Annotated in this window: 24 protein-coding genes and 3 pseudogenes; 23 read left to right on the top strand and 4 right to left on the bottom strand. The window is 42.9% G+C overall.

The window, feature by feature from the left end:
- Position 1 precedes the first annotated feature (1 nt).
- A pseudogene (locus tag MHH52_RS18385) lies at positions 2–115 on the top strand (gfo/Idh/MocA family oxidoreductase); the annotation flags it as partial.
- A gap of 205 nt (positions 116–320) precedes the next feature.
- Here MHH52_RS18385 and MHH52_RS18380 read toward each other — a convergent pair.
- Positions 321–665 (bottom strand): WYL domain-containing protein, encoded by a 345-nt coding sequence (locus tag MHH52_RS18380; RefSeq protein ID WP_340009727.1) that lies wholly within the window; start codon positions 663–665, stop codon positions 321–323.
- Here MHH52_RS18380 and MHH52_RS18375 point away from each other — a divergent pair.
- Positions 664–882 (top strand): hypothetical protein, encoded by a 219-nt coding sequence (locus MHH52_RS18375; RefSeq protein ID WP_340003926.1) that lies wholly within the window; start codon positions 664–666, stop codon positions 880–882. The two genes, MHH52_RS18380 and MHH52_RS18375, sit on opposite strands and share 2 nt — an antisense overlap.
- On the opposite strand, the gene MHH52_RS18370 is transcribed toward MHH52_RS18375, so the two are convergent.
- On the bottom strand, positions 883–1,668 hold the full coding sequence (locus MHH52_RS18370; RefSeq protein ID WP_340003925.1) for a response regulator: 786 nt from the start codon (positions 1,666–1,668) through the stop codon (positions 883–885).
- Positions 1,653–3,257, bottom strand: coding sequence for a sensor histidine kinase (locus MHH52_RS18365; RefSeq protein WP_340003924.1), 1,605 nt, complete (start codon positions 3,255–3,257; stop codon positions 1,653–1,655). Before MHH52_RS18365 ends, MHH52_RS18370 begins: the two co-directional genes overlap by 16 nt.
- Positions 3,258–3,433: 176 nt before the next feature.
- On the opposite strand from MHH52_RS18365, the gene MHH52_RS18360 reads away from it, so the two are divergent.
- On the top strand, positions 3,434–5,215 hold the full coding sequence (locus tag MHH52_RS18360) for a flavocytochrome c (protein WP_340003923.1): 1,782 nt from the start codon (positions 3,434–3,436) through the stop codon (positions 5,213–5,215).
- Positions 5,216–5,547: 332 nt separating this feature from the next.
- On the opposite strand, the pseudogene MHH52_RS18355 reads toward MHH52_RS18360, so the two are convergent.
- Positions 5,548–6,232, bottom strand: a pseudogene (locus MHH52_RS18355) (IS30 family transposase); the annotation flags it as partial.
- 744 nt (positions 6,233–6,976) lie between these two features.
- Here MHH52_RS18355 and murQ point away from each other — a divergent pair.
- From murQ to MHH52_RS18255, 20 genes and pseudogenes are all read left to right on the top strand, one after another.
- On the top strand, positions 6,977–7,864 hold the full coding sequence (murQ, locus tag MHH52_RS18350; protein ID WP_340003922.1) for an N-acetylmuramic acid 6-phosphate etherase: 888 nt from the start codon (positions 6,977–6,979) through the stop codon (positions 7,862–7,864).
- A gap of 26 nt (positions 7,865–7,890) precedes the next feature.
- Complete coding sequence (locus tag MHH52_RS18345) at positions 7,891–9,309, top strand: PTS transporter subunit EIIC (protein ID WP_340003921.1); 1,419 nt, start codon at positions 7,891–7,893, stop codon at positions 9,307–9,309.
- 27 nt (positions 9,310–9,336) lie between these two features.
- On the top strand, positions 9,337–10,389 hold the full coding sequence (locus MHH52_RS18340) for a MupG family TIM beta-alpha barrel fold protein (protein WP_340009725.1): 1,053 nt from the start codon (positions 9,337–9,339) through the stop codon (positions 10,387–10,389).
- Positions 10,390–10,450: 61 nt separating this feature from the next.
- Positions 10,451–11,302 carry a MurR/RpiR family transcriptional regulator gene (locus MHH52_RS18335; protein ID WP_340003920.1) on the top strand — a complete coding sequence of 284 codons (852 nt, stop codon included), beginning with the start codon at positions 10,451–10,453 and terminating at the stop codon, positions 11,300–11,302.
- Between the two features lie 38 nt (positions 11,303–11,340).
- A complete protein-coding gene (locus tag MHH52_RS18330) occupies positions 11,341–11,817 on the top strand; it encodes a GyrI-like domain-containing protein (RefSeq protein WP_340003919.1) in 477 nt (158 codons plus the stop codon).
- A gap of 208 nt (positions 11,818–12,025) precedes the next feature.
- Entirely contained in the window at positions 12,026–12,238 is a 213-nt protein-coding gene (locus MHH52_RS18325) for a hypothetical protein (protein WP_340003918.1), read from the top strand.
- 38 nt (positions 12,239–12,276) lie between these two features.
- Positions 12,277–13,032, top strand: coding sequence for a zinc-binding alcohol dehydrogenase (locus MHH52_RS18320; protein ID WP_340003917.1), 756 nt, complete (start codon positions 12,277–12,279; stop codon positions 13,030–13,032).
- A gap of 14 nt (positions 13,033–13,046) precedes the next feature.
- Positions 13,047–13,880 carry a sugar phosphate isomerase/epimerase gene (locus MHH52_RS18315; protein WP_340003916.1) on the top strand — a complete coding sequence of 278 codons (834 nt, stop codon included), beginning with the start codon at positions 13,047–13,049 and terminating at the stop codon, positions 13,878–13,880.
- A 34-nt stretch (positions 13,881–13,914) separates the two neighbouring features.
- The gene (locus MHH52_RS18310) at positions 13,915–14,139 is read left to right on the top strand and encodes a hypothetical protein (protein ID WP_340003915.1); all 225 of its coding nucleotides are present in this window, start codon (positions 13,915–13,917) and stop codon (positions 14,137–14,139) included.
- Positions 14,140–14,184: 45 nt separating this feature from the next.
- A complete protein-coding gene (locus tag MHH52_RS18305; protein ID WP_340003914.1) occupies positions 14,185–14,361 on the top strand; it encodes a hypothetical protein in 177 nt (58 codons plus the stop codon).
- Positions 14,362–14,370: 9 nt separating this feature from the next.
- Positions 14,371–14,643 carry a hypothetical protein gene (locus MHH52_RS18300; RefSeq protein WP_340003913.1) on the top strand — a complete coding sequence of 91 codons (273 nt, stop codon included), beginning with the start codon at positions 14,371–14,373 and terminating at the stop codon, positions 14,641–14,643.
- Positions 14,644–14,913: 270 nt separating this feature from the next.
- On the top strand, positions 14,914–15,615 hold the full coding sequence (locus MHH52_RS18295; protein WP_313637703.1) for a GntR family transcriptional regulator: 702 nt from the start codon (positions 14,914–14,916) through the stop codon (positions 15,613–15,615).
- 163 nt (positions 15,616–15,778) lie between these two features.
- Entirely contained in the window at positions 15,779–16,771 is a 993-nt protein-coding gene (locus tag MHH52_RS18290; protein WP_340003912.1) for an ADP-ribosylglycohydrolase family protein, read from the top strand.
- A gap of 34 nt (positions 16,772–16,805) precedes the next feature.
- Positions 16,806–18,194: a cytosine permease gene (locus tag MHH52_RS18285; protein ID WP_340003911.1), complete on the top strand. Its 1,389-nt coding sequence runs from the start codon at positions 16,806–16,808 to the stop codon at positions 18,192–18,194.
- A complete protein-coding gene (locus MHH52_RS18280) occupies positions 18,187–19,101 on the top strand; it encodes a PfkB family carbohydrate kinase (RefSeq protein WP_313637712.1) in 915 nt (304 codons plus the stop codon). The genes MHH52_RS18285 and MHH52_RS18280 overlap by 8 nt, the downstream gene beginning before the upstream one ends.
- Before the next feature lie 497 nt (positions 19,102–19,598).
- Positions 19,599–19,943, top strand: coding sequence for a hypothetical protein (locus MHH52_RS18275; protein ID WP_313637714.1), 345 nt, complete (start codon positions 19,599–19,601; stop codon positions 19,941–19,943).
- 312 nt (positions 19,944–20,255) lie between these two features.
- Positions 20,256–20,528, top strand: a pseudogene (locus tag MHH52_RS18270) (S-layer homology domain-containing protein); the annotation flags it as partial.
- Between the two features lie 141 nt (positions 20,529–20,669).
- Positions 20,670–21,278, top strand: a complete 609-nt coding sequence (locus MHH52_RS18265) for an ankyrin repeat domain-containing protein (RefSeq protein ID WP_313637716.1) — start codon at positions 20,670–20,672, stop codon at positions 21,276–21,278.
- 166 nt (positions 21,279–21,444) lie between these two features.
- Positions 21,445–24,561: an ATP-binding protein gene (locus MHH52_RS18260; RefSeq protein WP_340003910.1), complete on the top strand. Its 3,117-nt coding sequence runs from the start codon at positions 21,445–21,447 to the stop codon at positions 24,559–24,561.
- Between the two features lie 292 nt (positions 24,562–24,853).
- Positions 24,854–25,078 (top strand): hypothetical protein, encoded by a 225-nt coding sequence (locus tag MHH52_RS18255; RefSeq protein WP_340003909.1) that lies wholly within the window; start codon positions 24,854–24,856, stop codon positions 25,076–25,078.
- Positions 25,079–25,143: the final 65 nt, after the last annotated feature.

The raw sequence follows: 25,143 nt of genomic DNA, 5'->3' as shown, positions 1-25,143 counted from the left end.
TATCGAACAGGATAAGGACTCGGTTGTAACTCCTGCATAGGCTTATGTCGTTTCGCAAATATTAGAAGCAATCTATGAATCTGCACAAACAGGTAAAGCTGTGTATTTGAATTAGATTCTATTCTAAGGTAATCCGTTTTTATATTAAGGCTTCTGTTAACCGGTATTGTTAACTTCATATCTATAATAATAACCACCCTTAATAAAGGTGGTTATTTGAATTGAAAACGATCACTAAACATATTTGGCCATGATCTCAGTAAGCACTCTTTTCATACAATCTATCAATTCTGGTGGATGTATTGCTGTCGCCTCATGTCTCAAGCCAATGAAAAACTTTGCAAGAAATGGACGTCACCCTTCGAAATGTCACCATCTAGCCAACCAGTGCCATCATTGCGTATATGTAGTTTTGGCACCGACCATAATTCATCCTCGCAACTCTGGACACCCTCTATACTGAGTTCTACATTAAGACTAACATACTCCTGCTCCACCTTGACAATCGACTCTCTATTTCCAAGGTGAACATGCTGAAGATTTATCGGTTTCGTTTCGGAAGTACTATATACCGCAGAATGGATTCGATCACATCGGAATATACGAATGTCTCTACGAAGAAAGCGATAGGCTGGACAGTACCATAAGCCGTTGCTTGCATAGATGCCAACCGGAGATATAACGGTTAACTTGACGAATCTCTCAACTACGACGAATACAGACGAGGAAGTAAATGAACCCTTGGCACTGGGGAGAATTCATTACATGTTAAAAGTTATTCAGGAAGCATTGGTATTAAATAAAGGCATGCTGCTCCGCATTCCCCAAATCAGCAGTTTTATGAGCCTGTTTTTTATGCCAAGTCAACCAGTATCTCTATAGTCAATACATATTCATTCTGGTACTGTTCTTATAATCTACCGGACACACTCCTACTCGGTTTTTAAACAGGCGGCTGAAATAATATTGATTCATATAGCCTACTTTGATCGCCAAATCACCGATTTTGATATTTTGCATGGAGTTATCCAATATTTCCTTCGCTTTCGAGATGCGAAGCTCAGTCAAATACTCCAGAAAAGATACTCCAACCTCTTTTTTCATTCGTTTACTCAAGTAATTGGAATTAATGTGAAATAATTCTGCTACATGAGGTACGGCCAGTTCAGGATCATTGTAATGATAGTTAATGTAATCTGTTATCTTCTCCATAATTGGCGAGAGATCAGAGGAATTTGGGATAGATTCCTGCGTCATCTCCTGCTTGAGCTTCGTGACTGCGTCCGGATGAAGACTGCATAGGTGATCGTTTAACTTTGCAAGCATTCTGTTAAGATCGCTCTTGGGTATTGGCTTCAGTAAGTAATCATAAACATGCAATTGCAGGGCTCTTTGTGCATATTTAAAATCATCGTATCCACTAATGATCACCACGACCATTTCAGGATATTGACTCATTACAAGTTGGACCAGATCGAGGCCATTCAAACCCGGCATGTTAATATCCGCCAGTATTACGTCTGGTGTAGATTGCTCAATGAGAGATAGTGCTTCAGCAGCGTTCTTTGCTTCTCCTGATGGTTCAAAAGGCAGCCGACTCTCTTGGATATATTTCCGTAAGCCATTACGGATAATTTTCTCATCATCTATAATTAGGACTTGCCACATGATTCGTCACCCCCAAGCGGAATATTTAACGTCATACAGGTTATACCTTGTCTACTACTTATTTGCAATCCGTAAAGCTCACCATAAGCAAGTTTGATGCGATGGCTGACACTATACAGTCCGAATCCGATCTCGTCGTTTTTGTCTCTTTTTCCGTTCCGCAATGTCTCCTGAAGTATCGCCAGCCTTGATTCGGGTATGTCTACTCCGTTATTCTGGGCAGTGACGATCAGCTGATCCCCTCGTTCATATGCACGAATTGATATCTTGCTTTTCTGGTTTGTCAGTGGCTTAATTCCGTGATAGATCGCATTTTCAACAAGTGGTTGAAGGATGAAACGAATAATTTGCTGTTGTTCCAAATGCTCATCGTAGCTCAATTCGTACTCTAGAATATCATCATATCGAACACATTGGATATCCAAATAGCTCTCGACATGTTGAAATTCTTGTTCTAGTGTTACAAATTGACTGCCGCTTGCCAGCCCGAGCCGGAAATAAGTGCTTAGGGATTCTACGATGTCCACCACATCGTTTGCATCATGACTTGCAGCCATCCATTGAATCGTATCCAGTGTATTGTACAGAAAATGGGGCTTGATCTGTTCATGAATCATCTGTAGCTCCATTTCCTTCTTCTCTTGCTGGGATTGATATAGCTTAATGAGCATTTGATTAAAACTACGCCCTAACTCTCCAATCTCATCGCGTCGCTTATCTTTAGAACGCACGCTCCAGTCTCCGTCTTCCACTTGTCTCATCAATTGACGTAACGTCTGAATCGGTTTTGCTATGGAGGAGCCCAGCAATAGGACGAGAATCAAAAAGAAGATACCTACTACACTCCCCACCATAAGAGCCGACCGCTGGGTCTTCGTCATACCTTGGGTAAGCTGGGATTTCGGCACTTGAAAGATGAGTTTCCAGCCTGGAACACCGGCGATCGAAGCCGTAAATGTGGACATGGCAGCTCTGGAATCTTCCGATTCTGGGAATTCCGAATTAACGATAAGCCACCCTCTGCCGTCATAAACCTTAATGTCTTGAGCGATATCCTTCATTTTACGGATGGGGACGGCTGCTGCAATATAAGCTGCATCTTCATTCACAAGCGGTTCAACACGATATAGAATGACGACAATCTCTGCTTTGTTTGCTTTGGAAACAATAACGTTACTAACAACGAAGGGAGCATTCGACGAAATTAGTTCTTTATAATAATCTCGCGTTAATATAGAGAAAGACTTGCTATCTGACGTCCAAGAGTTTCCTTTTAGATCAACGATCCGAATGGACTCGTAGTCATGGCCTCGTCGTTGCTCTAGCATGCGACTTTCGCGTAACAGTTCTTCTCGAGTCCAGTGGTGATCAGAAGTAAGTGTGGCGAGCATTTCGACTTCTCCAATCCGCTGCTGAAACCAATAGGATATTTGTTCGCTTCGGGCATTGATGATTTGCTGTGTCAGTGATTCGTTGAGTGGGACGACCGTTCGTTTCATCTCTGAGTATATGGCGCCTAACAACGCAAGGAATAGTAAGAGAAAGCATCCTCCGGCATATAATGTGATTTTTCGTTGTATTGAGTTCATGTCTTTATTACATCATGTTGCATCCCATCTTTAAATGAGAAGTATCACTTGTCCAAAATGTATAAATAAAATCCGAAATGTGCAAATACTTTTGGAGATGCATAGCCTATAATACACATTGTACATTTTTTCACAATGTCAAAAATACGAATGCAATCAGTATCAGGGGAGGAACTATGAGAAAACACACAGGAAGAGTATTGTCCATTATTATGGTGCTGGCGCTTGTATTCACGATGACCGCTTGCGGCTCGAAAGAAAATGCAAAGGAAGCATCGAATGGTACGGCGACGGCCATTGGGGTAGGTAGTGGTAAGCACGGTGACATTAAAGTTGAGGTAACCTTTACGGATGGGAAAATTAAGGATGTGAAGGTTCTGGAGCAGAAGGAAAATGAAGTTCTATCGGAGCCTGTTTATACCCAATTGAAGGAAAATGTCATGCAGGCAAATAGTGCAGATGTAGATAGTATTAGCGGATCTAGTGTGACGAGCAAGGGGTATTTGGACGCAATTCAGGATGCGGTTGTTAAATCGGGAATTGCGTTGGCGGCAGGCAGTGCAGTAGCAGATGCGAAACAGATCGAAGAGTCGGAGCAGACATACGACGTCGTCGTGATCGGCGCGGGTGGTGCCGGATTTAGTGCAGCGCTTGAAGCAGCAGAGGCTGGGAAAAGCGTAGTTATCTTGGAAAAGATGCCGACCGTTGGCGGTAACACATTGATCTCCGGTGGGGAGATGAATGCTCCTGACAACTGGGTTCAGCAAGCACTTGGCATTACAGATGATAGCGCAGAATTATATTATCAGGATACGATGAAGGGCGGCGACAATCTAGGGCAGCCGGAAATCGTGAAGATTCTGTCCGAGCAAGCACTGGGTTCAGCTGAATGGTTACGTGACGAGGTAAAAGTGGAGTTCTTATCCGATCACCTCTTCCAGTTCGGCGGGCATTCCCGCAAGCGTGCGCTGATTCCAGTCGGTCATACAGGAGTGGAAATGATTACGAAGCTCAAGACCAAGGCCGAAGAACTTGGAGTTACGATCAAGACGAACATGAAAGCTGAGAAACTGCTAACAGATGAGAGCGGTAAAGTAGTTGGAGTTGATGCAAGTACAAATGGTCAAAAGGTGACCTTCCATGCGAACAAAGGCGTTATCATGGCAACCGGTGGATTTGGCTCTAATATTGAGATGCGTATGAAATATAAACCTGAGTTGGATGAGAGCTATATGTCTACAGACACGCCAGGGACGACGGGTGACGGAATTATTATGGCTCAAGCAATTAACGCAGACATTACGAATATGGAGAATATTCAAACCTATCCGATCTGTGACCCTGTTACAGGTGTAATCTCTCTTGTGGCCGATTCGCGGTTTGACGGTGCGATCCTGATTAACCAAGGGGGAACACGGTTTGTAGAGGAATTGGAACGACGCGATGTCATATCTAAGGCTATTCTCGCACAAGAAGGCCGTTACGCTTACCAATTCTGGAATCAGGAAATCGCCGATATCGGTAAGACGATCGAAGTGCACCAAGATGAGTATGATCAATTAGTTAAAGAGGGAATGCTCTATAAGGCAGACACGATTGAAGATGCTGCTAATTTCTTCAAGATAGATGTTAAGACTTTGAAAGAGACTGTAAGCAAAGTCAACGAGTATGCGAAGACAGGCAAGGATCTTGATTACAACCATCGTGGCGGTTTGGTATCACTGGAAAAAGGCCCGTATTATATTCAAAAAGCGGTTCCGTCGGTCCATCATACAATGGGTGGATTGGTCATTGATACGAAAGCACATGTTCTGTCGACAGAAGGCACGGTTATTCCGGGACTGTACGCTGCTGGAGAAGTGACAGGCGTTGTTCATGGTACGAACCGTCTGGGCGGAAATGCCATTTCTGATATTATTACTTTCGGCCGGATTGCTGGTCAGGAAGTCGCAAAGTAAATGTACTTATAAAAGTCGAGCCAAGTGTTGGAGAACTCCTTTTTGTTTCATACTTTGTACGAATCCATCAAAAAATGAGTGTAAGATCTAACTTGATGGAGGGATTACCATGGCACGAAAACACAAGGGTTAGGGATCAAAATATTTCCTAACCCTGGCCGACCAAACATAAATGTGTACTCAAGTGGAGCCTGCCAAGTCAAGTAGGCGCCCGAATAAACTCTTAAAGAAATGAAAAGCTTCGAATTCGAGGCTTTTTTTTTTATTGAAGTTATAGCAGTTTCTCCTAATTGTTATTGATAGTGTTGTAGCCAATTTATTATGACGGATTGTCAAGCCAAGTGCGACAGGGCATCCATGAATGATTCGTGAGCGGTCTTCCAACCTAAACATTTCCTAAGTCGGTTGTTAATGAGATTGATTGATGTTGCCAGTTCATTATCAGTCACCTCTGCGAAGTCTTGACCCTTAGGAAAAAACTCTCGAAGCAGGCCATTTCCGTTCTCATTAGAACCACGTTGCCAGGATGAGTAAGGGTCAGCAAAATAGACATCGATGTTGTAAAGTGCCCTGAGGATACTGAGAAGCGGCAACACCAAAGGCAATTTCCATAGAATGTGCTGACCGGTCAGGCATTTTAATGGCTGTATACAGTCGTGTCTTTCGCTCAATCAAGGTCGCAACACATGCCTTGCTCTTCCCACGACTCGAGACAACGGTATCGAGCTCCCAGTGTCCAAATGTCTCGCGGGACCGGATTTCCTTAGGGCGCTGTTTAATAGATTTACCCACGAGAAAGCGTCCTCGTGTTTCTAGCGGTTTACGACGCTTCCCTTTGTGACGAAGCATGCTTATCTCTGCACGGGCCAAGCGTCCATCGTAGATCCAGCGGTAGATTGTTTTGAAAGAGACGATCGCGTTTCCAGCCGCTCTGTAGTGCTGTGAGATTTGTTCAGGAGACCATGTCTGTTGGAGCCTTTCCTCGACTTCCTTGGCTAGTTCAGTTGTCCATTTTCCATTGAAATGATTGTTGTCTCTATAATGCTTTGTGCGACATAATTTGTAAACGCCATTTGACCAACCCATGATATTGGAGTCAAAAATTTCACAATGTGTTTATTTTCTAATAGTAGAAATAATGTTGTTAGGTAAAACAAAGTGGTAGGGAGTGATCCTAAGGCCGTAACTGAATCTACTTTGATATTCCCGCTTTGAGAAGCGTCCCAAATCCATAGTGAGAAACCAAGGAACAAAAGAAATGATACAATTTGAATCCATCTAATTGGTTTAGACAATTCTTGTATGTGTGTCAGCCAACCAGATTGTGCGGTTAAAAAACCAGCTAAGAACATGATAAAGATTTGTATAGCGTCAATGCTCCAACATATTACATTAAATTAATGCCAACATTACAGGATCCTTAAATATGATAAAATGTTCCAACTCCAATTGAATTAGAATCAGTTTTTCATGATAAATATAAATACTAAATAAATTTAGTGTGTGAATTAGGGGCGGAATATCAAAGTTCCTATAAAGGAGGAAGAAACAATGTCAGCATATGCTCAACCAATCTTTGTGGCAGCGATCTGTTTTGTTGTTTTAGCATTTGCTGAAGACGTTTCTTTTGTGTAGAGATAATTCTAGTATTTTGACACTTTATTTTAATGGAAATAAAATAATGTTGAAATAATATTTCAGAAATGTTATCCTTCATTTAGAAAGCGATTTCATAAATGGAAAAGGATGATGATGAAAATCATGTTAGAGCATTTGACAACAGAGACTCGCAATAAGAAGACAATGAACTTGGATGAATTAACACCTCTTGAACTTCTGGAAGTGATGAATGAAGAAGATCAAAAGGTCGCACAAGCTGTTAAACAAGAAATTCCGCAAATTGCCAAAGCAGTAGAAGCGATTACTATGGCGATCAAACAAGGTGGACGCTTAATTTACATGGGGGCTGGAACGAGTGGACGTATCGGCTTGCTAGATGCTGTTGAATGTCCACCAACATTTGGGACAGCACCTGAAGAGGTAGTTGGGCTAATTGCTGGTGGAGAGAGAGCGTTTATTAAAGCGGTCGAAGGTGCAGAGGACAATGAACAATTAGGGGTGCAAGATTTACAAGATATTAAGCTAACAACCAAAGATGTTGTCGTAGGAATTGCCGCTAGCGGACGCACGCCTTATGTGATCGGTGGATTAGAATATGCTAATTCTATTGGAACACCTACTGTAGCCGTGAGTTGCAACAAAGATTCAGCGATTGGTAAAGTTGCCAAGATTGCAATTGAAGTCGTAAACGGACCGGAAGTGTTAACAGGGTCAACACGTTTAAAAGCTGGGAGCTCTCAAAAATTAATTTGCAATATGCTTTCAACAGCTTCGATGATTGGTACGGGGAAAGTATATGGAAATTTAATGGTAGATGTGCAGTTAACCAATGAAAAACTTGTAGAACGTGCTAAACGTATTGTTATGGATGCGACAGATTGTGACGCTGAAACAGCAGAAGTCTATTTAAAACAAGCAGATCATAAACCGAAAATTGCAATTGTAATGATTCTTGCTGGGCTTTCTAAAGAAGAAGCTGTACAACGTTTGGAAGAATCACAAGGTTTTGTACGTCAAGCGATAAAATAATACGAAAGTAAGAAGGAGGCATAAACATGAGTAAATATCATGATTTAGCAGTCAAAATATTAGAGGCTGTCGGTGGCAGTTCAAATGTATCCTCATATACCCATTGCATGACTCGTCTTCGTGTGACTGTTGTTGATCGCAGTCGAATCGCTGAAGCGGAATTGAAGAAGATTGATGGGGTTCTAGGTGTAGTGGATGATGAAACGTATCAAATCATTCTCGGACCAGGGGTCGTGACCAAAGTAGCTGAAGAATTTGGTAAAGTGTTAGAAGGAAGTGTCTCAGAAGGTAAAAGTTCAGCTTCGGCTGAACAATTACAAGCAAAAGGCGCACAAATGAAAGCGCAATTAAAAAAGAAAAATGATACACCGTTCAAAAACTTTTTGCGAAAAATAGGAAGTATATTCATACCTCTAATTCCTGCATTCGTTGGAGCTGGTTTAATTGCGGGTATTGGCTCGATTCTAGCTAACAATATTACAGCTGGCAACTTAGACGCCACAACTTGGCAGCAATATGTAACGATATTAAATGTTATTAAAAATGCAATCTTTAGTTACTTAGTTATTTATGTCGGTATTAATGCAGCTAAGGAATTTGGAGCTACACCTGCTCTTGGTGGAGTGATCGGTGGGGTAACGCTTTTAACAGGTGTTACAGCTGACCTGCCCATTCATAATATATTTACGGGTGCGCCTTTAACGCCAGGGCAAGGAGGGGTTATTGGCGTACTAATCGCAGTATGGATTTTATCTATCGTAGAAAGATATTTGCGTAAAGTTATTCCTGATGCCGTTGATATTATCGTTACGCCTACAATAGCCTTACTGGTCGTGGGGCTGATTACGATATTCTTCATCATGCCATTCGCTGGATTTATTTCTAGTAACTTAATCGGAGCGATTAACTGGACGTTAGAAGTTGGTGGTGCATTCTCAGGTTTTGTATTAGGAACAGCGTTTTTACCACTAGTTATGTTAGGACTGCATCAGGTATTGACGCCGATTCACATTGAGATGATCAATAGTTCAGGGATGACGCTATTACTTCCGATGCTTGCTATGGCTGGTGCGGGTCAAGTAGGGGCATCCATTGCATTATGGATTCGTTGCAAGAAGAATAAATCATTAACGAATATGATTAAAGGTGCTCTTCCAGTTGGTATTCTGGGAATCGGCGAGCCATTGATTTATGGGGTAACCTTACCGCTAGGTCGTCCATTTATTACAGCTTGTATTGGCGGAGGTATTGGTGGTGCGGTCATTGGTTTATTCGGCAACGTAGGAGCGATTGCCATTGGGCCTTCTGGAGTCGCGTTAATTCCATTGATCGCGAATGGATTATGGTTGAAATATGTAATAGGGTTAATTGCAGCTTATGCTGGTGGATTTATAACCACTTATTTCTTCGGTACACCAAAAGAGGCTATGGCAGAACAGGAATAACTGATTAAAAATACTGAGGTGATTCGATTGTTAGGGATTTCAATTTTTGTAGCGGATCGGACGTTAGAAGAAAACATGAATTATATGAAAGAAATGAAGGAAGCAGGTTGTACAGAAATATTTACATCACTTCATATGCCAGAAGATGATATTGAACTACTGAAGGAGAAATTGCTGGGAATTGCAAACGCTGCCAAACAATTAGAAATGGACTTGATGGCAGATATTTCTGGGAAAGCATTGAAGGAATTTTCTTTTCCCTTTTTATTGGAATCTGGTGTGACAGGTTTGCGGATGGATTTTGGATTTAGCGCCAATGAAATTGCTGCCTACTCGCAAAAAATGAAAATTGCCTTAAACGCTAGTACATTAACAGAAGAGTTCTTAGCTACATTAAAGGATCATCATATTTGTCTTGCGAACATTGAAGCTTGGCATAATTATTATCCCCGCCCGGAAACAGGTCTTGATAAAGAAGCGTTTATTGAGAAGAACAAATGGCTGAAGTCTGAAGGAATTACGACAATGGCCTTTATTCCTGGAGATGGGCTAAAGAGAAAACCATTATTTGAAAGTTTGCCTACATTAGAGAAACATAGGAATCAATCTTCTTTTCTAGCTTACTTGGAATTAGAGAAGGATTGTGCCGTGGACAAAATTTTTGTTGGAGATTTAACACTTTCAGAATGGTCTCAGCATCAATTCAAAAGGTATGAAGAAGGAATTATTCCTTTGCGAGTAACCAAGGAACTGCCTTATGCATTATGGGATATTGTTCATCAGAATCGCCTCGACGCTGCTCGGGATGTGGTTCGCTCAGAAACTGCACGAACAGATGATAACCGTTTTATAATGAACAAAAATATTGCGCCTATGCATACGACCAAGCGACCTAAAGGAACGATTACTGTCGATAATTATTTGTATGGCCGCTATGAACATGAGTTACAGATCTCGTTAACGGATCTCCCGGCACATGAAGGTGTTAATGTCATTGGTCATGTTATAGAGGAAGACATTCCTCTGTTGGACTATGTTAGAAAAGGCGGAAGTCGTTTTTCCTTCATATCTGCAACTTAATGATTACTCTCTACTATTTTGTTACAATAAGATAAATAGATAAAGCAGAGGAGATAAGGACTTGGTAGTAGGGAGTATGATTTCTCAGATTGAACTGGTATTATATGAGCTGCCAGAATCAGAAAAAAAAGTTGCTGAGTACATTCTTGCAAATGCTAAAGATGTGCTGCATATGACCATACATGAGTTAGCGACGAAATCGGAGGCAAGTAGTGCGGCGGTTGTTCGTTTTTGCAGGTCGCTAGGGATAGAAGGTTTTCCCGCTCTGAAAATCCGATTGTCGGCGGAAGTAGAAAACACGCAGCATGTTGGCTACTTTGATGTTGAAGCGAATGAAACGGTGAATTCTATCATTGAAAAAATGTTGTCAAATACAATACTGACCTTTCAGAATACGGCCAGTCAACTGGACCCACAATCTATTGAGCAGGCAGTGAGCATGCTGCAGCAGGCAGAAGTTATTTATGTTTATGGGATAGGTGCCTCGTTTATTATTGCAGAAGATGCCGCTCAAAAATGGCTTCGGCTTGGCAAAAATGTATATGCTATTTCAGATCGTCATTTATTAGCAGCGGCCATGGCTACGAAATCAGAAAACGCCGTCTTCTGGGGGATTTCGTATAGCGGTGAGACGAGAGAGGTTATTCAATTAATAAAACGAGCTAAGGAGCAGGGGATAAAAACAATCAGCCTCACTCGTCCTGGAAATAACAAGCTTTCTCAGCTTGCTGATGTTTCTTTATTTACATCACGTGCACCGGAAGCGACGCTTCGTAGTGCGGCAACAAGCTCTAGATTTGCTCAATTATTTGTGCTCGATATTGTCTTTAGCGCATATGCTTCTGCTCAGCATGATTTTACTGTGGAGCAGCTAGCGAAGACAAGACAAATGATTGAAGTCCTGTATGATTGATGTTGTGATGAGCGCACTTGTTGAATGGAGGAGATTTTTTGGTAGCTAAAGTAATAACACTACCCCCTTTTCATGTTGTAGGTTACAAAATTGAAGCAGATATTAAAGAGTTTGAGTCTGGTCTTGGTAAGAACATTTATCATTCACTATTTGAAAGAAAAGACGAAATTCAAAACAAGAAAAATGAGAATATAATTTTAATGCAGATTTATCCTATGAAGCCCGATTTTAATCCTCAGGTGGATAGGTTTACACATATTCTTTGTTATGAAGTAAGTAAACAAGGCGATGTTCCATTAGATATGATAAGTCATGCTGTCACTGAAAGTAAGTATGTTACTTACACACATAAGGGACTTGAATCGGAACTTAGTCGTTCATATGACTATTTATATGGACAATGGATTAGAGAAACTGGAAATGAACCAAAGGATTATGATTTTGAAATTTGGGATGAAAGATATAAACCAGAAAGTCTAGATAATGAGATTGATTTGTTTGTGGCATTGAAATAAGCATATAACAAGAGATTATAAACTTTTTTGTTTATTTCCCCCAAAACCAACCTAAATCCCTAGGTTGGTTTCTTCGTCGTCCCCTTACATAAGTCTACATTCCCCATCTTACTTTTAGACAAAAAACATTTTTGCAGTCAAAGACATGACCCATAAAAACGCATACATTTAAATAGAACACTAGATGATTATGGGGAGTGTAATGTCGATGATAAATAGAAAAATAATGTTTATGAGCCCATTCCAAGTGGAGACGATTGAAGAGGAGTATGTGCCTAAGACTTTAGGTGACCAAGAGGTACTCGTAAAATTGATTTATTCGCTGATTAGTCCGGGAACGGAGATGGCGATGTTATCTGGCAAGAAGATTGGGCGAAGCTCCCGCTGTGTCCAGGCTATGCAAGCGTCAGCCGGATCGTAGAATGTGGTAAAGGAGTACAGGGTTTTCAAGCGGGTGATGTGGTTTTTCATTACGGAAATCATTGTGAATATCAAGTTGTTGAGACTAGTGATATTTTCATTCGAGTGCCAGATGCGTTAGACTTGAAGTGGATACCGTTCACTCGGATGGCTACGGTAGCTTTTACATCGATACGTGTGTCGGATATCGAACTGGGAGACAAAGTAAGTGTGACAGGTCTTGGCTTGGTAGGCAATCTTGCTGCTCAATTGGTGCGTTTGCAGGGGGCAACGGTAATTGGCATGGATTTGTCTAAGGAACGGCTGCGGACTGCACGTCAATGCGGTGTGGATTACACCTTAGATAGCAGCGAATGCTCGTTGAAAGAGCAGATTATGACGTTGACCAATGGCAAAGGTGTCTCCAGTCATATTGAGGCAACAGGCGTCTCCAAGGTTGGAGTTGAAAGTCTTCAATACATCGGCTCACAGGGGGAAATCATCTTTTTAGGTAGTCCACGTGGGGAATTCAATACAGATATTACGGATGTACTTAATTACTGCCATCTGTATAACCGGGGATGTATTACATTTAAAGGAGCGCATGAATGGCGTTATCCAACAGAGCCTAATTCGTTTGTTAAGCATTCCTTGGTTCGCAATTCTGGCATTGTATTCGAGCTTATGCAACAACAGAAGCTGCACATCGAGCCTTTGATTAGCCATGTCATCAAGCCGGAGCAGGCTAGCGAAGCGTATGAGGGATTAAGAACCAACAAAGATCAGTACAATGGCGTACTGTTTGATTGGTCATAAGGGGGAGAATGACGATGATAAGAGGATTAACAACAGCAGGCTTGGGTGAACTCAGTTCTAAAGAAGAATACATCAGACTTGCGAGCCAATTTGGCTTTCAGTCCATAGATGCAAATCCATTGGAGTTGGTGCAGCAGTATGGCAAGGATGGGGCTGTACAATTGCTGGCAAGCCATGGCATCATGCTAGGATCATTTGGTTTAGAGGTAGATTGGCGCACGACAGAGGAAAGCTTCAGTGAGGGGTTGCAGTCACTTACCCAGATGGCTGAGGCCGCTGCTGCATTAAATTGCACCACATGTTGTACCTATATTTTACCTTCAACAGATCTTCCGGTCGCACCGTTCATGATTGCAGCTACAAGACGTTTAAGACTATGTACAGAAATATTAGGTGCTTATGGAATTTCGCTAGCTTTAGAGTTCGTAGGCCCTCATCACTTACGTACACAATGGGCAAATCCGATGATCTGGGCGATGCAAGATACGTTGAGCTGGATGGAAACGATTCAAGTGAGGAACATCGGATTGTTGCTGGATTCTTACCATTGGCATACGAATGGATTAACGAGTGAGGATCTGCTGAAATTACAACCACATCAAATCGCGTATGTCCATATCAATGATGCTAAACCTCTACCGATAGAGGAATTGCTAGATTCCGATCGATTGTATCCAGGAGAAGGATCTATTGATCTTACAGGATTCCTGGGAAGCTTGAAAAAGATTGGGTATACCGGTGTGATCGCTCAAGAAATTCTTGCGCCAGCTTCTGGGCAAAGTGTTTCTGAATTATTTTCTCGTTCCAAAGCAGGTTTCGATAAAGTATTCTCATCACTGGAAATCTAAACACATCGAATCCACATTGGAAGGAGAATTAAGGATGAATCCGTTCAAAGGTAGAATCGCTGCACACACCATCACTTGGGGGCAAAATCATATCAAGGCGTTGGAGGAAGTCTCCATGCTGGGTTATACAGGGATTGAGCCATGGGCGTCTTTTGCGCTTCAATATGAAGAAAATCCAGAACAATTACAAGCAATCTTGGCTGGGTATGGGCTAGAGATGACAGCGTTGTATGGAGGGACTCCTAGGGGACAGCATTAAAGATTCGGTAATCCCGCAGACCGTTCAAGTATCATTGAATACAATGTGCGTTTAGCTAAAATTATTGCGAAATGTGGAGCAGATATCCTTGTGCTAGGGCCAGGTGGCACTCGGGATCAACCATCAACATTGGAAGAATTGAAGGTTGCTGCAGCAACGATAAATGAAGTGGCTAAAAGAACCTATGCGTTAGGGGTGAAGTCTTGTGTTCATCCGCATTAGTGGACGGAATTGCAAGATGAAAATGAAATTGGGATTTTGATGAGTCTGACAGATCCGAAGGTTGTTTATCTTGCGCCTGATTCAGCACATTTGCTCGGAGCGGGTATGGACCCAGCATCCATCATCCGAACGTATCAGGACAGGGTGGCATATGTTCATTTGAAGGATCTGACAGATAAGTCTGCAGCTACGCCTGATTCACATCTTCCTTATTTTTGCGAGCTAGGTAAAGGATCCGTTAATCTACATCGAACCATTGAAGCACTGAATGAGATTAATTAATACATTTCTTGTCTCATTTATATTACTAAATCATGTGGTGTGGTTTATAACCGAGGCGGTAAATAGACTCGGCGGCATAGATGTGCTGCTGGAATCAGGCTATTGCCAAAAGATAAAGAATCTGATATATTGAAATCAACTCATACGTATGAGTTATGGATGAGCTCAGCCATTATGATATGAAAGCGCTAAATCACTGTAAGCAGCAGGCGTGTGCAGATGTGTTCTGTGATCTGATTTCTTTTCCGTGGTTGCGTTTAAGGAGGCAATATGCTAAACAAACACGATAGTGTTCCGCTATATGTTCAACTGCAGAACCTGATCCGAAGTGATATCATCAGCGGGAAGTACAAGGAAGGAGAGACGATTCCTTCCGAGACAGAAATGATGAAGCTGTATGAGGTCACGCGGACCACGATCCGCAAAGCGATTGACGGCCTTGTGGACGAAGCGCTTCTGGTAAAGAGGCACGGTAAGGGCACGATCGTATGCCTGCGGGAAATGAAGCATAACATCTGGAACTTTAGCGGCTTTACGGAATATGCGCGGAAGAAGAATGAGATTCCCGTTTCGCGTGTCCTGAAGAAGGAGATCGTTAACCTAGACGGGGTATCTTTTATGAATCTGGTGCGGCTTCGCGGAACCCGCAGGGAGACGACCATCAAGTGGTTGACCCTGGACACGTCCTATGTTCCCTTGAACCTTTTTCCAGGCATTGAACAATATGACTTCTCCGAGCATTCCCTGTATCAGATCATGAATCAACGTTACAGTATTTATCCGCAGAACGCCTCACTCGGTATACATCCTATTAACAGCAGCAAGCGGACCAGGCAGTTGTTCGAATATGAGGGGGATTTCCCGCTGATCATGGCCAAAGGCAGTGTGCTGGATGAGAAGGGAACCGAGGTAGAAAAGGTAGAAGTCATTTATGGCCCGAACGTGGAGTTTAAAGTTGTGACGCAAATCTAACGCCGAGTGATCTCGGCTTCATTTCAAAGACAACTCATACGTACAACCGTATGTGTAATATCATTTGGATTGAATTGAAAGACAACAAAAGGAAAAAGAGTAACAAAGGGAAAGTCTGGATTCATAGAACTACCGCATTTAAATAGATAGGAGAGAGATAATCATGAAAAATAGAATTCTTGGCGCATTATACGGAATGGCCATTGGCGATGCCATGGGGATGCCTTCGGAGCTGTGGGGCAGAAACAAGGTGAAGGCGTACTTTGGAACAATTACGGATTTTCTTGACGGTCCTAAGGAAAATGATGTGGCGTGCAACTTTACCCGCGGTCAATTTACGGATGACACCTCACAGGCGCTTCTGATTCTTGATGCACTGATTGAAAGCGATTTCGTCCCGGATACGACTGTGATTGGACGGCACCTCCTGGAATGGGCCGACAGACTGAATGCTTTTGACAACAACATTCTTGGGCCAAGCTCCAAAGCCGCCCTGCTGGCGCTGAAGGAAGGCAAGGATGCTGCCGAGTTCACTTCCAAGGCGGAAACGAACGGTGCCGCGATGCGTATCGCTCCTGTTGGCGGATTATTCCTCCCCGAAGAGCATCAGAAGCTGTCCAAATTTGTGTTCGACATTAGTAAAGTGACGCATTCCACGGACGTGGCTGTGGGGGGAGCTTCAATGGTTGCCGCAGCAGTCGGAGCTGCCATTGCCGACAAGTCCTGGGAGGATATTATGGCGGATGCCGTCTCGGCTTATCAGGAAGCGAAGAAATACGGCGCGGAGACTTACAGTGCCTCTCTTCCAGCCCGGCTGAAGATCGCATTGGAATACGCTGATCAATATGAAGGTCAAGACGAGAAATTTTTGCAGGTCATCTACGATGTCATCGGTAGCGGTGTCATCACGAGTGAATCCGTCCCGGCGGCGCTCGCCATTGCTTATTATGCCAAGGAACCGCAGCGGTGTAGCCTGTTGTGTGCGAATCTGGGCGGTGACACAGATACCATCGGAGCGATGGCGACCGCTATCTGCGGCGCCAAAACGGGAGCAGAGGCCATTGATCCTGCCTGGAGAGCATTGATTGACGAAGCCAACAGTGTGGATCTGGCCCACTATGCCAATCACATTCTTGCGTTCAGAGCACAGCATTAACTCACTGAAGCTTAATTTAAGGGGGAAGAAGAAAATGTCCAATTCGAATTCGAATTCTGAACTGTTTATCTCGCATGCAGAAAGAACCGGAAGTCCCAAGGAATTGTTCTTTATCTGGTTTGCCGGTAATATCGGCATTCTGGGTGTCGTATACGGGGCACTTATTGTCAGCTATCATCTAAGCTTTATTCAGTCGCTGCTGGTGGCTGCAGCAGGCGCATTGTCTTTTGCGCTTGTGGGTTATCTAAGTCTGTCAGGCCTCAAGTCGGGGGGGACAACCTTTGTGTTGTCCAGAGCCGTCTTTGGTGTCAAGGGTAACTACATTCCCAACCTGCTCGGCTGGCTCAGTCTAATAGGCTGGCTAGCAGTGAACGTTATTACAGGAACACTGACTCTAATGTCTCTGTTTGGACTGTTTGGTATGGGGCAATCGGCAGTACTTACGGTTATTAGCCTGGCGTTGTTTGTACTGTTGATTCTGACTTCGAATCTGTTTGGGCAAAATGTTCTTGTCAAGGTACAAACTTTCTTCACCTATGTTTTTGGAGCATTAACCTTCCTGATCCTGGTGATTCTCATTCCCCAAACGGATTGGACGGCATTGTTTCGTATGAGCAACGGCGACTGGCTGAATGGATTTTTGCCGGCGCTCTCCATCATCATTGCGGGAACGGGCATCAGCTGGTCCATTGCCGCCGCTGACTACAGCGCTTACCAGAATCCGACCAATTCCGGCAAAAAGGTATTCTCCAGTGTGACGCTCGGTGCCTTCATTCCCCTGTTCTTCATGATGGGCGTGGGGATTCTGCTCAGCACTTCGGTGCCGGATCTGGTCTCCGCTTCCAACCCGATTCAGGCCATTGGCAATGCGCTACCGAAATGGATGACTGTAATCTACTTCATCACAGCAGTTGGCGGTCTGATTCCGCAGTGCATCATCAGCCTGAAATCGGCCCGTGTTAGCATGGAAACCTTGAATATCAAGGTCAGCGATAAAGTGGCGATCTCTATTCACGCCCTGATCATGATTCTGATTCCGGTCTATGTACTGTTTATTTCGGAGGATTTCCTCATGAATTTCCAGTTGTTCCTCGGTATCCTCGGCATCGGCCTGGCGGCCTGGGCGGCGACCTTTATGTTCGACTATGTGCTACTGCGCAGCAAGACGGGCTATGACGCAGGATTGTTGGAGTATACTACAGGCAAAGCTTTTAATTACAATGGTGTGACTAGCTGGATTATCGGTGTAATTGTAGGCTTCCTGTTCACCAACTCTTCGTTCTTCAGCGGCCCGTTCGCGACAGGAATCTTTAAGGATAACAGTCTCGGTGTGCTGCTTGCTTTCGCGGCGAGTGCGGTGGTAACGATTATATTGAGTCAGTTGAACGGCAAGTCCAAGCAAGGAGGGGTATCACATGAATGAATATTTACTTGAGCGTACAAAATCAGACAAAAGCCGTAAAATTCTCGTTATAGGCGCGGCCGTGGTCGATGTCATCATCCAGCTTGACAAGCTGCCGAAAACGGCCGAGGATGTTATGGCAGAGCACAAAGAAACCGTTGTGGGCGGCTGCGCCTACAACGTATCTAATATTCTGAACCAGCTGCATGTCAACTACAACCTGTTTGCTCCGGTGGGAAAAGGAAGCTATGGCGATATCGTCAAAGCCCAGCTGCAAAAAGACGGCGTTCCTGTGCTGCTGGAGGACGCTTCCGGCGACAACGGCTGGAATCTGTCGATCGTGGAGCGTGACGGAGAGCGGACTTTCATTACCATTCCCGGGATTGAAATACGATGGGATGCCAGCTGGTTCGAAACATTGGATCTCGAAAGCTATGACTATATCTACGTCAGCGGCTACGAACTGGAAGGAACGTCGGGTCCCGTCATCCTGGACGCACTAAGCCGCCGGAAATCGACCGGGAAGATTGTTTTTGATCCGGGTCCGCGTGGAGAATTTCTGGAGACGTCGATCTTGGAGAGAATCTTCAGCATGGGTACGATCGTACATGCCAACGAGTCCGAGATCAAGGCGATAATGCGGGAAAATGATGCAAAGGAAGCAGCCGCCAATCTGGTCCGGCGGACGGGCGAGGCTGTTATTGTCACCTTGGGCGGCGAAGGAACCCTATACTGCTCACCGGATGAAAAGGGTTTCGCCGAGACGAAGCCGGTGAAGGTCGTCGACACGATTGGTGCAGGTGATGCGCACACGGGCGCTTTTATCGCAGGACTGGCCAGAGGGTATTCTCTGCAACAGGCCTGTGAGCTGGGGAATGTCATTGCCGGCATAGTGGTGCAGCAACAGGGCGGAAAGCTACAATTATAAAACAGATTGCGGCGTTCAGCTGGTGAGATAGAGGGCGGTAATTAGAAGGGAACCTTGAGGTACTAATGGGCGCCGGGGTTCCCTTTGTTCTATTATATGTGCATCTTTCCGTTAATCGGAACCTCTATATGAAACTTAAGAATTCGAAAAATCTTTTTTCAGGTGGAACTTTTATTATGTGTCCACAAACTTTATCTATTGGGTATAGCTAACATAATTAATTTTCACGTACCTGTCATTAATGAGATCGCGTGAATTAAGTTCTATAGAAACTTCTGCCGGAGTGTTGGTGGAAGTTTTTTTAAATTATAAGAAAGAATAAATTTCACGATATACTTTATCCTTATAATTCTCGCATAAACGCTTGCCATCCTTAAAAAGGACGCCAAAGGCGTTTATACTTGTCTGTAAGCAAACTTTTTCTCCATGTGATAGTATTTCACTAAAATACGAGATGACTATTTAGAGTATCCAATGCTAGTGAGAGGGGAGAAGTCGTGTCGATTCGGATAAAATTACTGTTATCTTATACGGGAATGTTAGTTGTTAGTTTACTTATGATCGTAATGACGGCAGCATTATTTACAATCGCTTCTACAGGAGATGTTCACAGTCTTCGGGATTTTTATAAAGTGCACTATCAATTAAATCCGTTGTCGGAGCAAGAAGAATCTATTTTTTTAGAATTAAAGTATTTAGCCAAACATGACCCGGATGAATTACAGAACAAGGATTTGTTACTAGAATATGATTTTATGCTAAAGACAGAGAAAGCGGGACTATTTGTAAGGCGATTGAATGACCCTGTTTTTGAATCGCGACCTTCAATCAACCTGAATTAAAGGATGCTTTGCCTCCTTACGATCTGAATAACTATCAGATTCGTAACACGTTTAATATCAAAGAAAGATTTTATAGATATGCCAAATTTGACTTTAAATATTCGGATGGGGCGAAAGGCAGTGTTTTCGTCATCAAAGAACATAGTCCTTTTGCGGAACTCACACGGAGGCTGTTACCGATCTTTTTGTTGATATTGATTGGCGTTCTTGTGGTTGCGAATGTGTTATTAAGCCACTGAACAAGTTAAGGGATTCCGCAGAACGAATTCAAGAGGGAGACCTTCAATTTGATCTTAACCTGCAATCCAGAGACTGCAAATCTCTGGTGCGGAAGCTGTCAGCGGAACATCCATTAATGTAACTTTGGCTCAAGACCCTGGGGATGAATTGTTTTCGGGTCGTAGTGTACAACTAACCGATCGAAACGGAGACAAATTGGTTGCAACGTATAAATTCTCCAGTCGTAAAGGTGCCGTAGGCATATTTGATATTACGAATAACGGTAAATTGGCTGAAGGTACAGCGTATACTGTAACACCACTGGGCGCATGGGTAACTTCCCAAGCAACATTTACTTCGAAATAAGGAGAATCTACATGAAAGGTGTTGGTTGCCATGCGCTTTCTCGTGTTGACACTCATCCTCTTTATTACAGGATGTCAGACAAATGATTTCAAGGTGTTAAACAACCAAGGGCAGCAATCAACTCAGGAGGTGAACAATGAAATGGATAAGTTGAACCAAGCACTGTTAGCTGCTACTCGTCAAGGAGATAAGGATCTTATAACAAAACTATTAGCAGATGGTGCAGATATTGATGCTACAGACAATGAGGGTAGAACGCCGGCTATGATCGCTGTACACACGAATCAACTGGATATATTCAAATTATTGCTTGAAAAAGGTGCCAACATCAATATTCGCGACAACCGCTCAGATAATCCTCTTCTCTATGCAGGAGCTGAAGGTATGCTTGATTTTGTGAGGGTATCTGTTGCTGCAGGCGCCGATACATCTATTCTGAATAGGTTTGGGGGAACCGCGCTTATTCCTGCTGCTGACCGTGGTCATGTGGACATTGTGGAAGAACTTCTTACAAGTTCTGACGTCAATATTGATCATGTCAATAATCTTGGTTGGACTGCATTACTTGAAGCTATCATACTGGGCGATGGAGGCAAAGAACATCAGGTTATAGTTCAACTGTTAATTCATCATGGTGCTGATATTCATCTTGCAGATTCTAATGGAATTAGTCCCTTACAGCATGCACAAAATAGGGGTTATCAAGAAATGGTAGAAATGTTAATGAATAAGAGTAGTGAGTCATTGTAATTTAAAAATGGAAACTCCGCTCAATTTGGAGTTTCCTTTTTTTGTCCTTTGAAACTCGGATTACTTACGTTCACAGACCTCATATTATAGTATAATCAGACTATAATGTTCAATAGTGGAAGATGGGAATATAGCACTATTAAATTTGTCGGAGAATGAGGCGTTCATGAGAACTTCGGAGAATAAGATTAAGTTAAGTCATATGTTATACATAGTAGTATTTATCGGACTGTTGCTTGTTGTGCGATGGGGCTGGCATAATCATTTTTCGTTGTCCAATCCACCTACTGTGAAGCAAGGCGTGTTAGATTTACGTGGGGTGGACATTGAATCACTAAGCTCGTTTCCGCTGGATGGTGAATGGGAATTCTATCCTGAGCAATGGGTGAATGCTACCAATATCGACAACGCTACGAAGGGGCAGAGGCTTCAGGTACCGGGTAACTGGACTGCTGAATTTAATCCAGCAGATCAAGAGAAGGCATATGGATACGGAACTTATCATTTGCGTATTCTGCTGAATCAACCCTTGTCTGAGCCGCTTAGCTTTTGGTTTCAATCGGTCTATACTGCTTCTGAAGTGGAGATTAATGGAAGAGTTCTCTCACGATTCGGGAAGTTATCTGAAGAGAAGGAAGGCCATGTTTCTGTCGCGAAGTCATTCCTGATCAGTTATGCCCCGACAGATCAGAACCAAATGGATCTGTTTGTTCGAGCGTCAAATTACGGGTCTCCGTTAAAAGGAGGCATTGTTAGGTCTGTAGAGTTTGGCATTCAACATGAGGTAGATACAATCTACTGGAATTCCATTGGCTTACAGCTTATCGTCGTGGTAATTCTTCTGCTTCACGGGTTGTATTTGCTGATCATCTATTTGATGGATGTGCGAAAAACAGAGTTGATTATTTTCTTTCTGATGTTGGTCACAGCGGCTATGACCGTTGGTGTTAAGCACAATGGATTGTTATTCCGGTTTCTTCAGGTCGATTTTGGATGGACGTTGAAGCTAAAAGCTCTTTCATTTATAGGCTTCTGTTTGTTCCTATTCCTGATGGGCAGAGAGCTCTTGGGTAATCAGCGTAATGGTAAGGCTTTTTATAGCTACATCCTCATAGTCATAGGTTACACCCTATATATTGTAGTGGGCCCAGAAGAGAACGTTTTATATTCGATTGAAAAAGGGTTCTATAAGATCTTGTACTATGTTCCATTATTTTGGACGGCGTATTATTTTGCGAAAATGGTGTTCTTACGGGCTGAGGGCGCTCTATTTTTGTTATGTTCAGTGCTAGCTGTAATAAATAATATGTTGTGGGGGTCTGTCTATTACGCAGGAACCTCACAATTTATGTTCTATCCGGTAGATATGATTGCAGCTCTTGTCACTTTTTCCGCCTATTGGTTTAGAAGATATTTTCATCAATCACATCAAAATGTATTATTAAACGCTCAGCTGGCAGAGGCCAACAAATTAAAGGATCGTTTTCTGGCGAATACGTCACATGAACTACGCACTCCACTGCATGGGATTATGAATATTGCCCAGAGCGTGTTAACGAGAAAAAAACATGTGCTGGATGAAGAGAGTCAACGTGACATGGAACTGTTAATTATGGTCAGTCGGCGGATGTCGCTCATGCTGAATGATTTGCTTGATGTGGTGAGATTGCAGGATAAACAGATTGTGATGAACATAAAAGCGGTGCAAGTAAGGTCACTGGCTGAGGGGGTGCTGGATATTTTACGCTTCCTGACCGGTGGGACGAAGGTGGAGCTTAGCATGCATATTAATGAGGATCTGCCTCGTGTGTATGCTGATGAGGAGCGATTGGTACAGATTCTGATTAATCTAGTTCATAATGCGCTCAAGTACACTGAACAGGGTAGGGTTGAACTGGCAGCAGAACAAGTGGACGAGCATGTATGGATACATGTCACGGATACAGGAGTAGGTATGGATGAGGCATTGAAAAAGCGTGTTTTTATGCGCTATGAACAAGGGGCTTATGGCGAAGGTGGTATAGGTCTGGGACTTAGTATTTGTAAGGAGTTGGTCGAACTGCACGACAGTGAATTATTGCTGCAATCGCAGCCAGGCCAGGGAAGTAAGTTCAGCTTTAAATTACCTGTAGTAAATGAGAGTGTTCAATCATTCATTCCTGATGCTCAATTAGAAAAAGATACGGAAACATTGTCACCATTCAGCACGTGGATCACTGCTGAGACATCTACTATGGTGGCTGCCACTTATTCCACGAAGGAAGTAGAGCCACTCTCAAAGCTGGATACAGACTCTGATTTTATTCGTGTTCTGGCGGTTGACGATGATTCGGTCAATCTAAAAGTTTTGCAAAATATTTTGTCAGAAGGAACCTATCAGATAGTTACTACGACTTCTGCAAGTGAAGCGCTGGATATGTTAAACCATGATCGATTTGATCTAATCATCGCTGATGTGATGATGCCAGGTATGTCTGGTTATGAACTGACAAGATTGATTCGTGAGCGGTTTACGATGTTTGAACTGCCTATTATTCTACTGACTGCTCGCAGTGAGCGGGAAGATATCTATGCAGGCTTCTTAGCTGGAGCAAATGATTATGTTACCAAGCCGGTAGATGCAATGGAATTGAAGTATCGCGCCTTGTCTCTTTCATCTATGAAGCGAGCGGTCAATGATCGGTTGAGGATGGAGGGTGCTTATTTACAAGCGCAGATCCATCCACACTTTCTCTTCAATACACTGAATTCGATCATGTCCTTAAGTGATTTTGACACTGCCAAAATGAGAGAACTATCAGATGCGTTCACAACTTATCTGCGCATTAGTTTTGACTTTTTAAATGCAGGCAAGCTCGTTACTCTATCACAGGAGCTTGAACTGGTTGAAAATTACGTATATATCCAGCAGCAGCGTTTTGAGGAGAGGCTCAATGTGGAATGGGAAGTAGATGCGAATCTTGAAATGTTGATTCCTCCGCTAACGCTTCAACCACTAGTTGAGAATGCCGTTCGACATGGCGTTTTAAGTCGGGCTAAAGGTGGAACACTGCGTATTCACATTGAGACACGTGCGGATGCTGTCCATTTTAACGTTGCAGACACAGGGATGGGAATGGACGAAGCTCAAGTCAGCGAGCTGCTAAATCCAAAAGGCCATAAGAATCAAGGCATTGGGCTGCTTAATACGGATAGAAGATTGACACAATTATATGGACGTGGCTTGCAAATTCAAAGTATTCCTGGCGTGGGAACTACGGTGTCTTTTATCATTCCTGACTAGGAATGACTGTTTCATGGGGTAACTCCTTGGAGTTATCCCTTTTTTTGATTTTTATAATGTTCAAGAATGTAAGAATGAAATTGATACAGTGTTCAATTGGTAATATTTTTAGAAAATTATGTAATTATCTCACTATTGTTCCATTAGTAATTGTAAAAACAGAATCTGACTGCCATTATTACAAAGAAAGGAAAATTTGTCATCTAAGATATTAATATGTAGCGTTTCAAAAGCTTCTGTGTCAGGCGCAAGGGATTGAAATCTTTTCATTTTAACTTTGGAGGTAATGATTATGAACCATTCCATCATTGTACCAGTAAATCATTATTACTACATCCTGCCCCTTTTTACAGAGTCCCTAATGAGGACAGTCGAACCTTTCACAAAAATTATTTTCATCAATGATGGTTCTGTCTTAAGTGTTCAAGAGGATCTGGAGAATTTGCAGCGAGCAAGGTCTACGACAATAAAGATTGAGATTATACGTCTTGAAGATAAAGTTCAAATTTATCAATAGGAAGGAGGCAACGGCTATTTTAAAGGTAAAAGTAGGATGTTAAAAAATCATTGACGATAGGAGAA

This window comes from Paenibacillus sp. FSL K6-0276 (assembly GCF_037977235.1).
Lineage (GTDB): Bacteria > Bacillota > Bacilli > Paenibacillales > Paenibacillaceae > Paenibacillus_AQ.
The sequence above is the reverse complement of the archived record's forward strand: the minus strand, read 5'-3'. Positions and strand labels throughout refer to the sequence as shown.

Bases quoted from the DNA above. Each gene is read 5' to 3' on its own strand.
- MHH52_RS18375 (WP_340003926.1), top strand. From the start codon at position 664: ATGCCAACCGGAGATATAACGGTTAACTTGACGAATCTCTCAACTACG.
- MHH52_RS18370 (WP_340003925.1), bottom strand. From the start codon at position 1,668: ATGTGGCAAGTCCTAATTATAGATGATGAGAAAATTATCCGTAATGGC.
- MHH52_RS18365 (WP_340003924.1), bottom strand. From the start codon at position 3,257: ATGAACTCAATACAACGAAAAATCACATTATATGCCGGAGGATGCTTT.
- MHH52_RS18360 (WP_340003923.1), top strand. From the start codon at position 3,434: ATGAGAAAACACACAGGAAGAGTATTGTCCATTATTATGGTGCTGGCG.
- murQ (WP_340003922.1), top strand. From the start codon at position 6,977: ATGTTAGAGCATTTGACAACAGAGACTCGCAATAAGAAGACAATGAAC.
- MHH52_RS18345 (WP_340003921.1), top strand. From the start codon at position 7,891: ATGAGTAAATATCATGATTTAGCAGTCAAAATATTAGAGGCTGTCGGT.
- MHH52_RS18325 (WP_340003918.1), top strand. From the start codon at position 12,026: ATGATAAATAGAAAAATAATGTTTATGAGCCCATTCCAAGTGGAGACG.
- MHH52_RS18315 (WP_340003916.1), top strand. From the start codon at position 13,047: ATGATAAGAGGATTAACAACAGCAGGCTTGGGTGAACTCAGTTCTAAA.
- MHH52_RS18310 (WP_340003915.1), top strand. From the start codon at position 13,915: ATGAATCCGTTCAAAGGTAGAATCGCTGCACACACCATCACTTGGGGG.
- MHH52_RS18295 (WP_313637703.1), top strand. From the start codon at position 14,914: ATGCTAAACAAACACGATAGTGTTCCGCTATATGTTCAACTGCAGAAC.
- MHH52_RS18290 (WP_340003912.1), top strand. From the start codon at position 15,779: ATGAAAAATAGAATTCTTGGCGCATTATACGGAATGGCCATTGGCGAT.
- MHH52_RS18285 (WP_340003911.1), top strand. From the start codon at position 16,806: ATGTCCAATTCGAATTCGAATTCTGAACTGTTTATCTCGCATGCAGAA.
- MHH52_RS18280 (WP_313637712.1), top strand. From the start codon at position 18,187: ATGAATGAATATTTACTTGAGCGTACAAAATCAGACAAAAGCCGTAAA.
- MHH52_RS18265 (WP_313637716.1), top strand. From the start codon at position 20,670: ATGGATAAGTTGAACCAAGCACTGTTAGCTGCTACTCGTCAAGGAGAT.
- MHH52_RS18260 (WP_340003910.1), top strand. From the start codon at position 21,445: ATGAGAACTTCGGAGAATAAGATTAAGTTAAGTCATATGTTATACATA.
- MHH52_RS18255 (WP_340003909.1), top strand. From the start codon at position 24,854: ATGAACCATTCCATCATTGTACCAGTAAATCATTATTACTACATCCTG.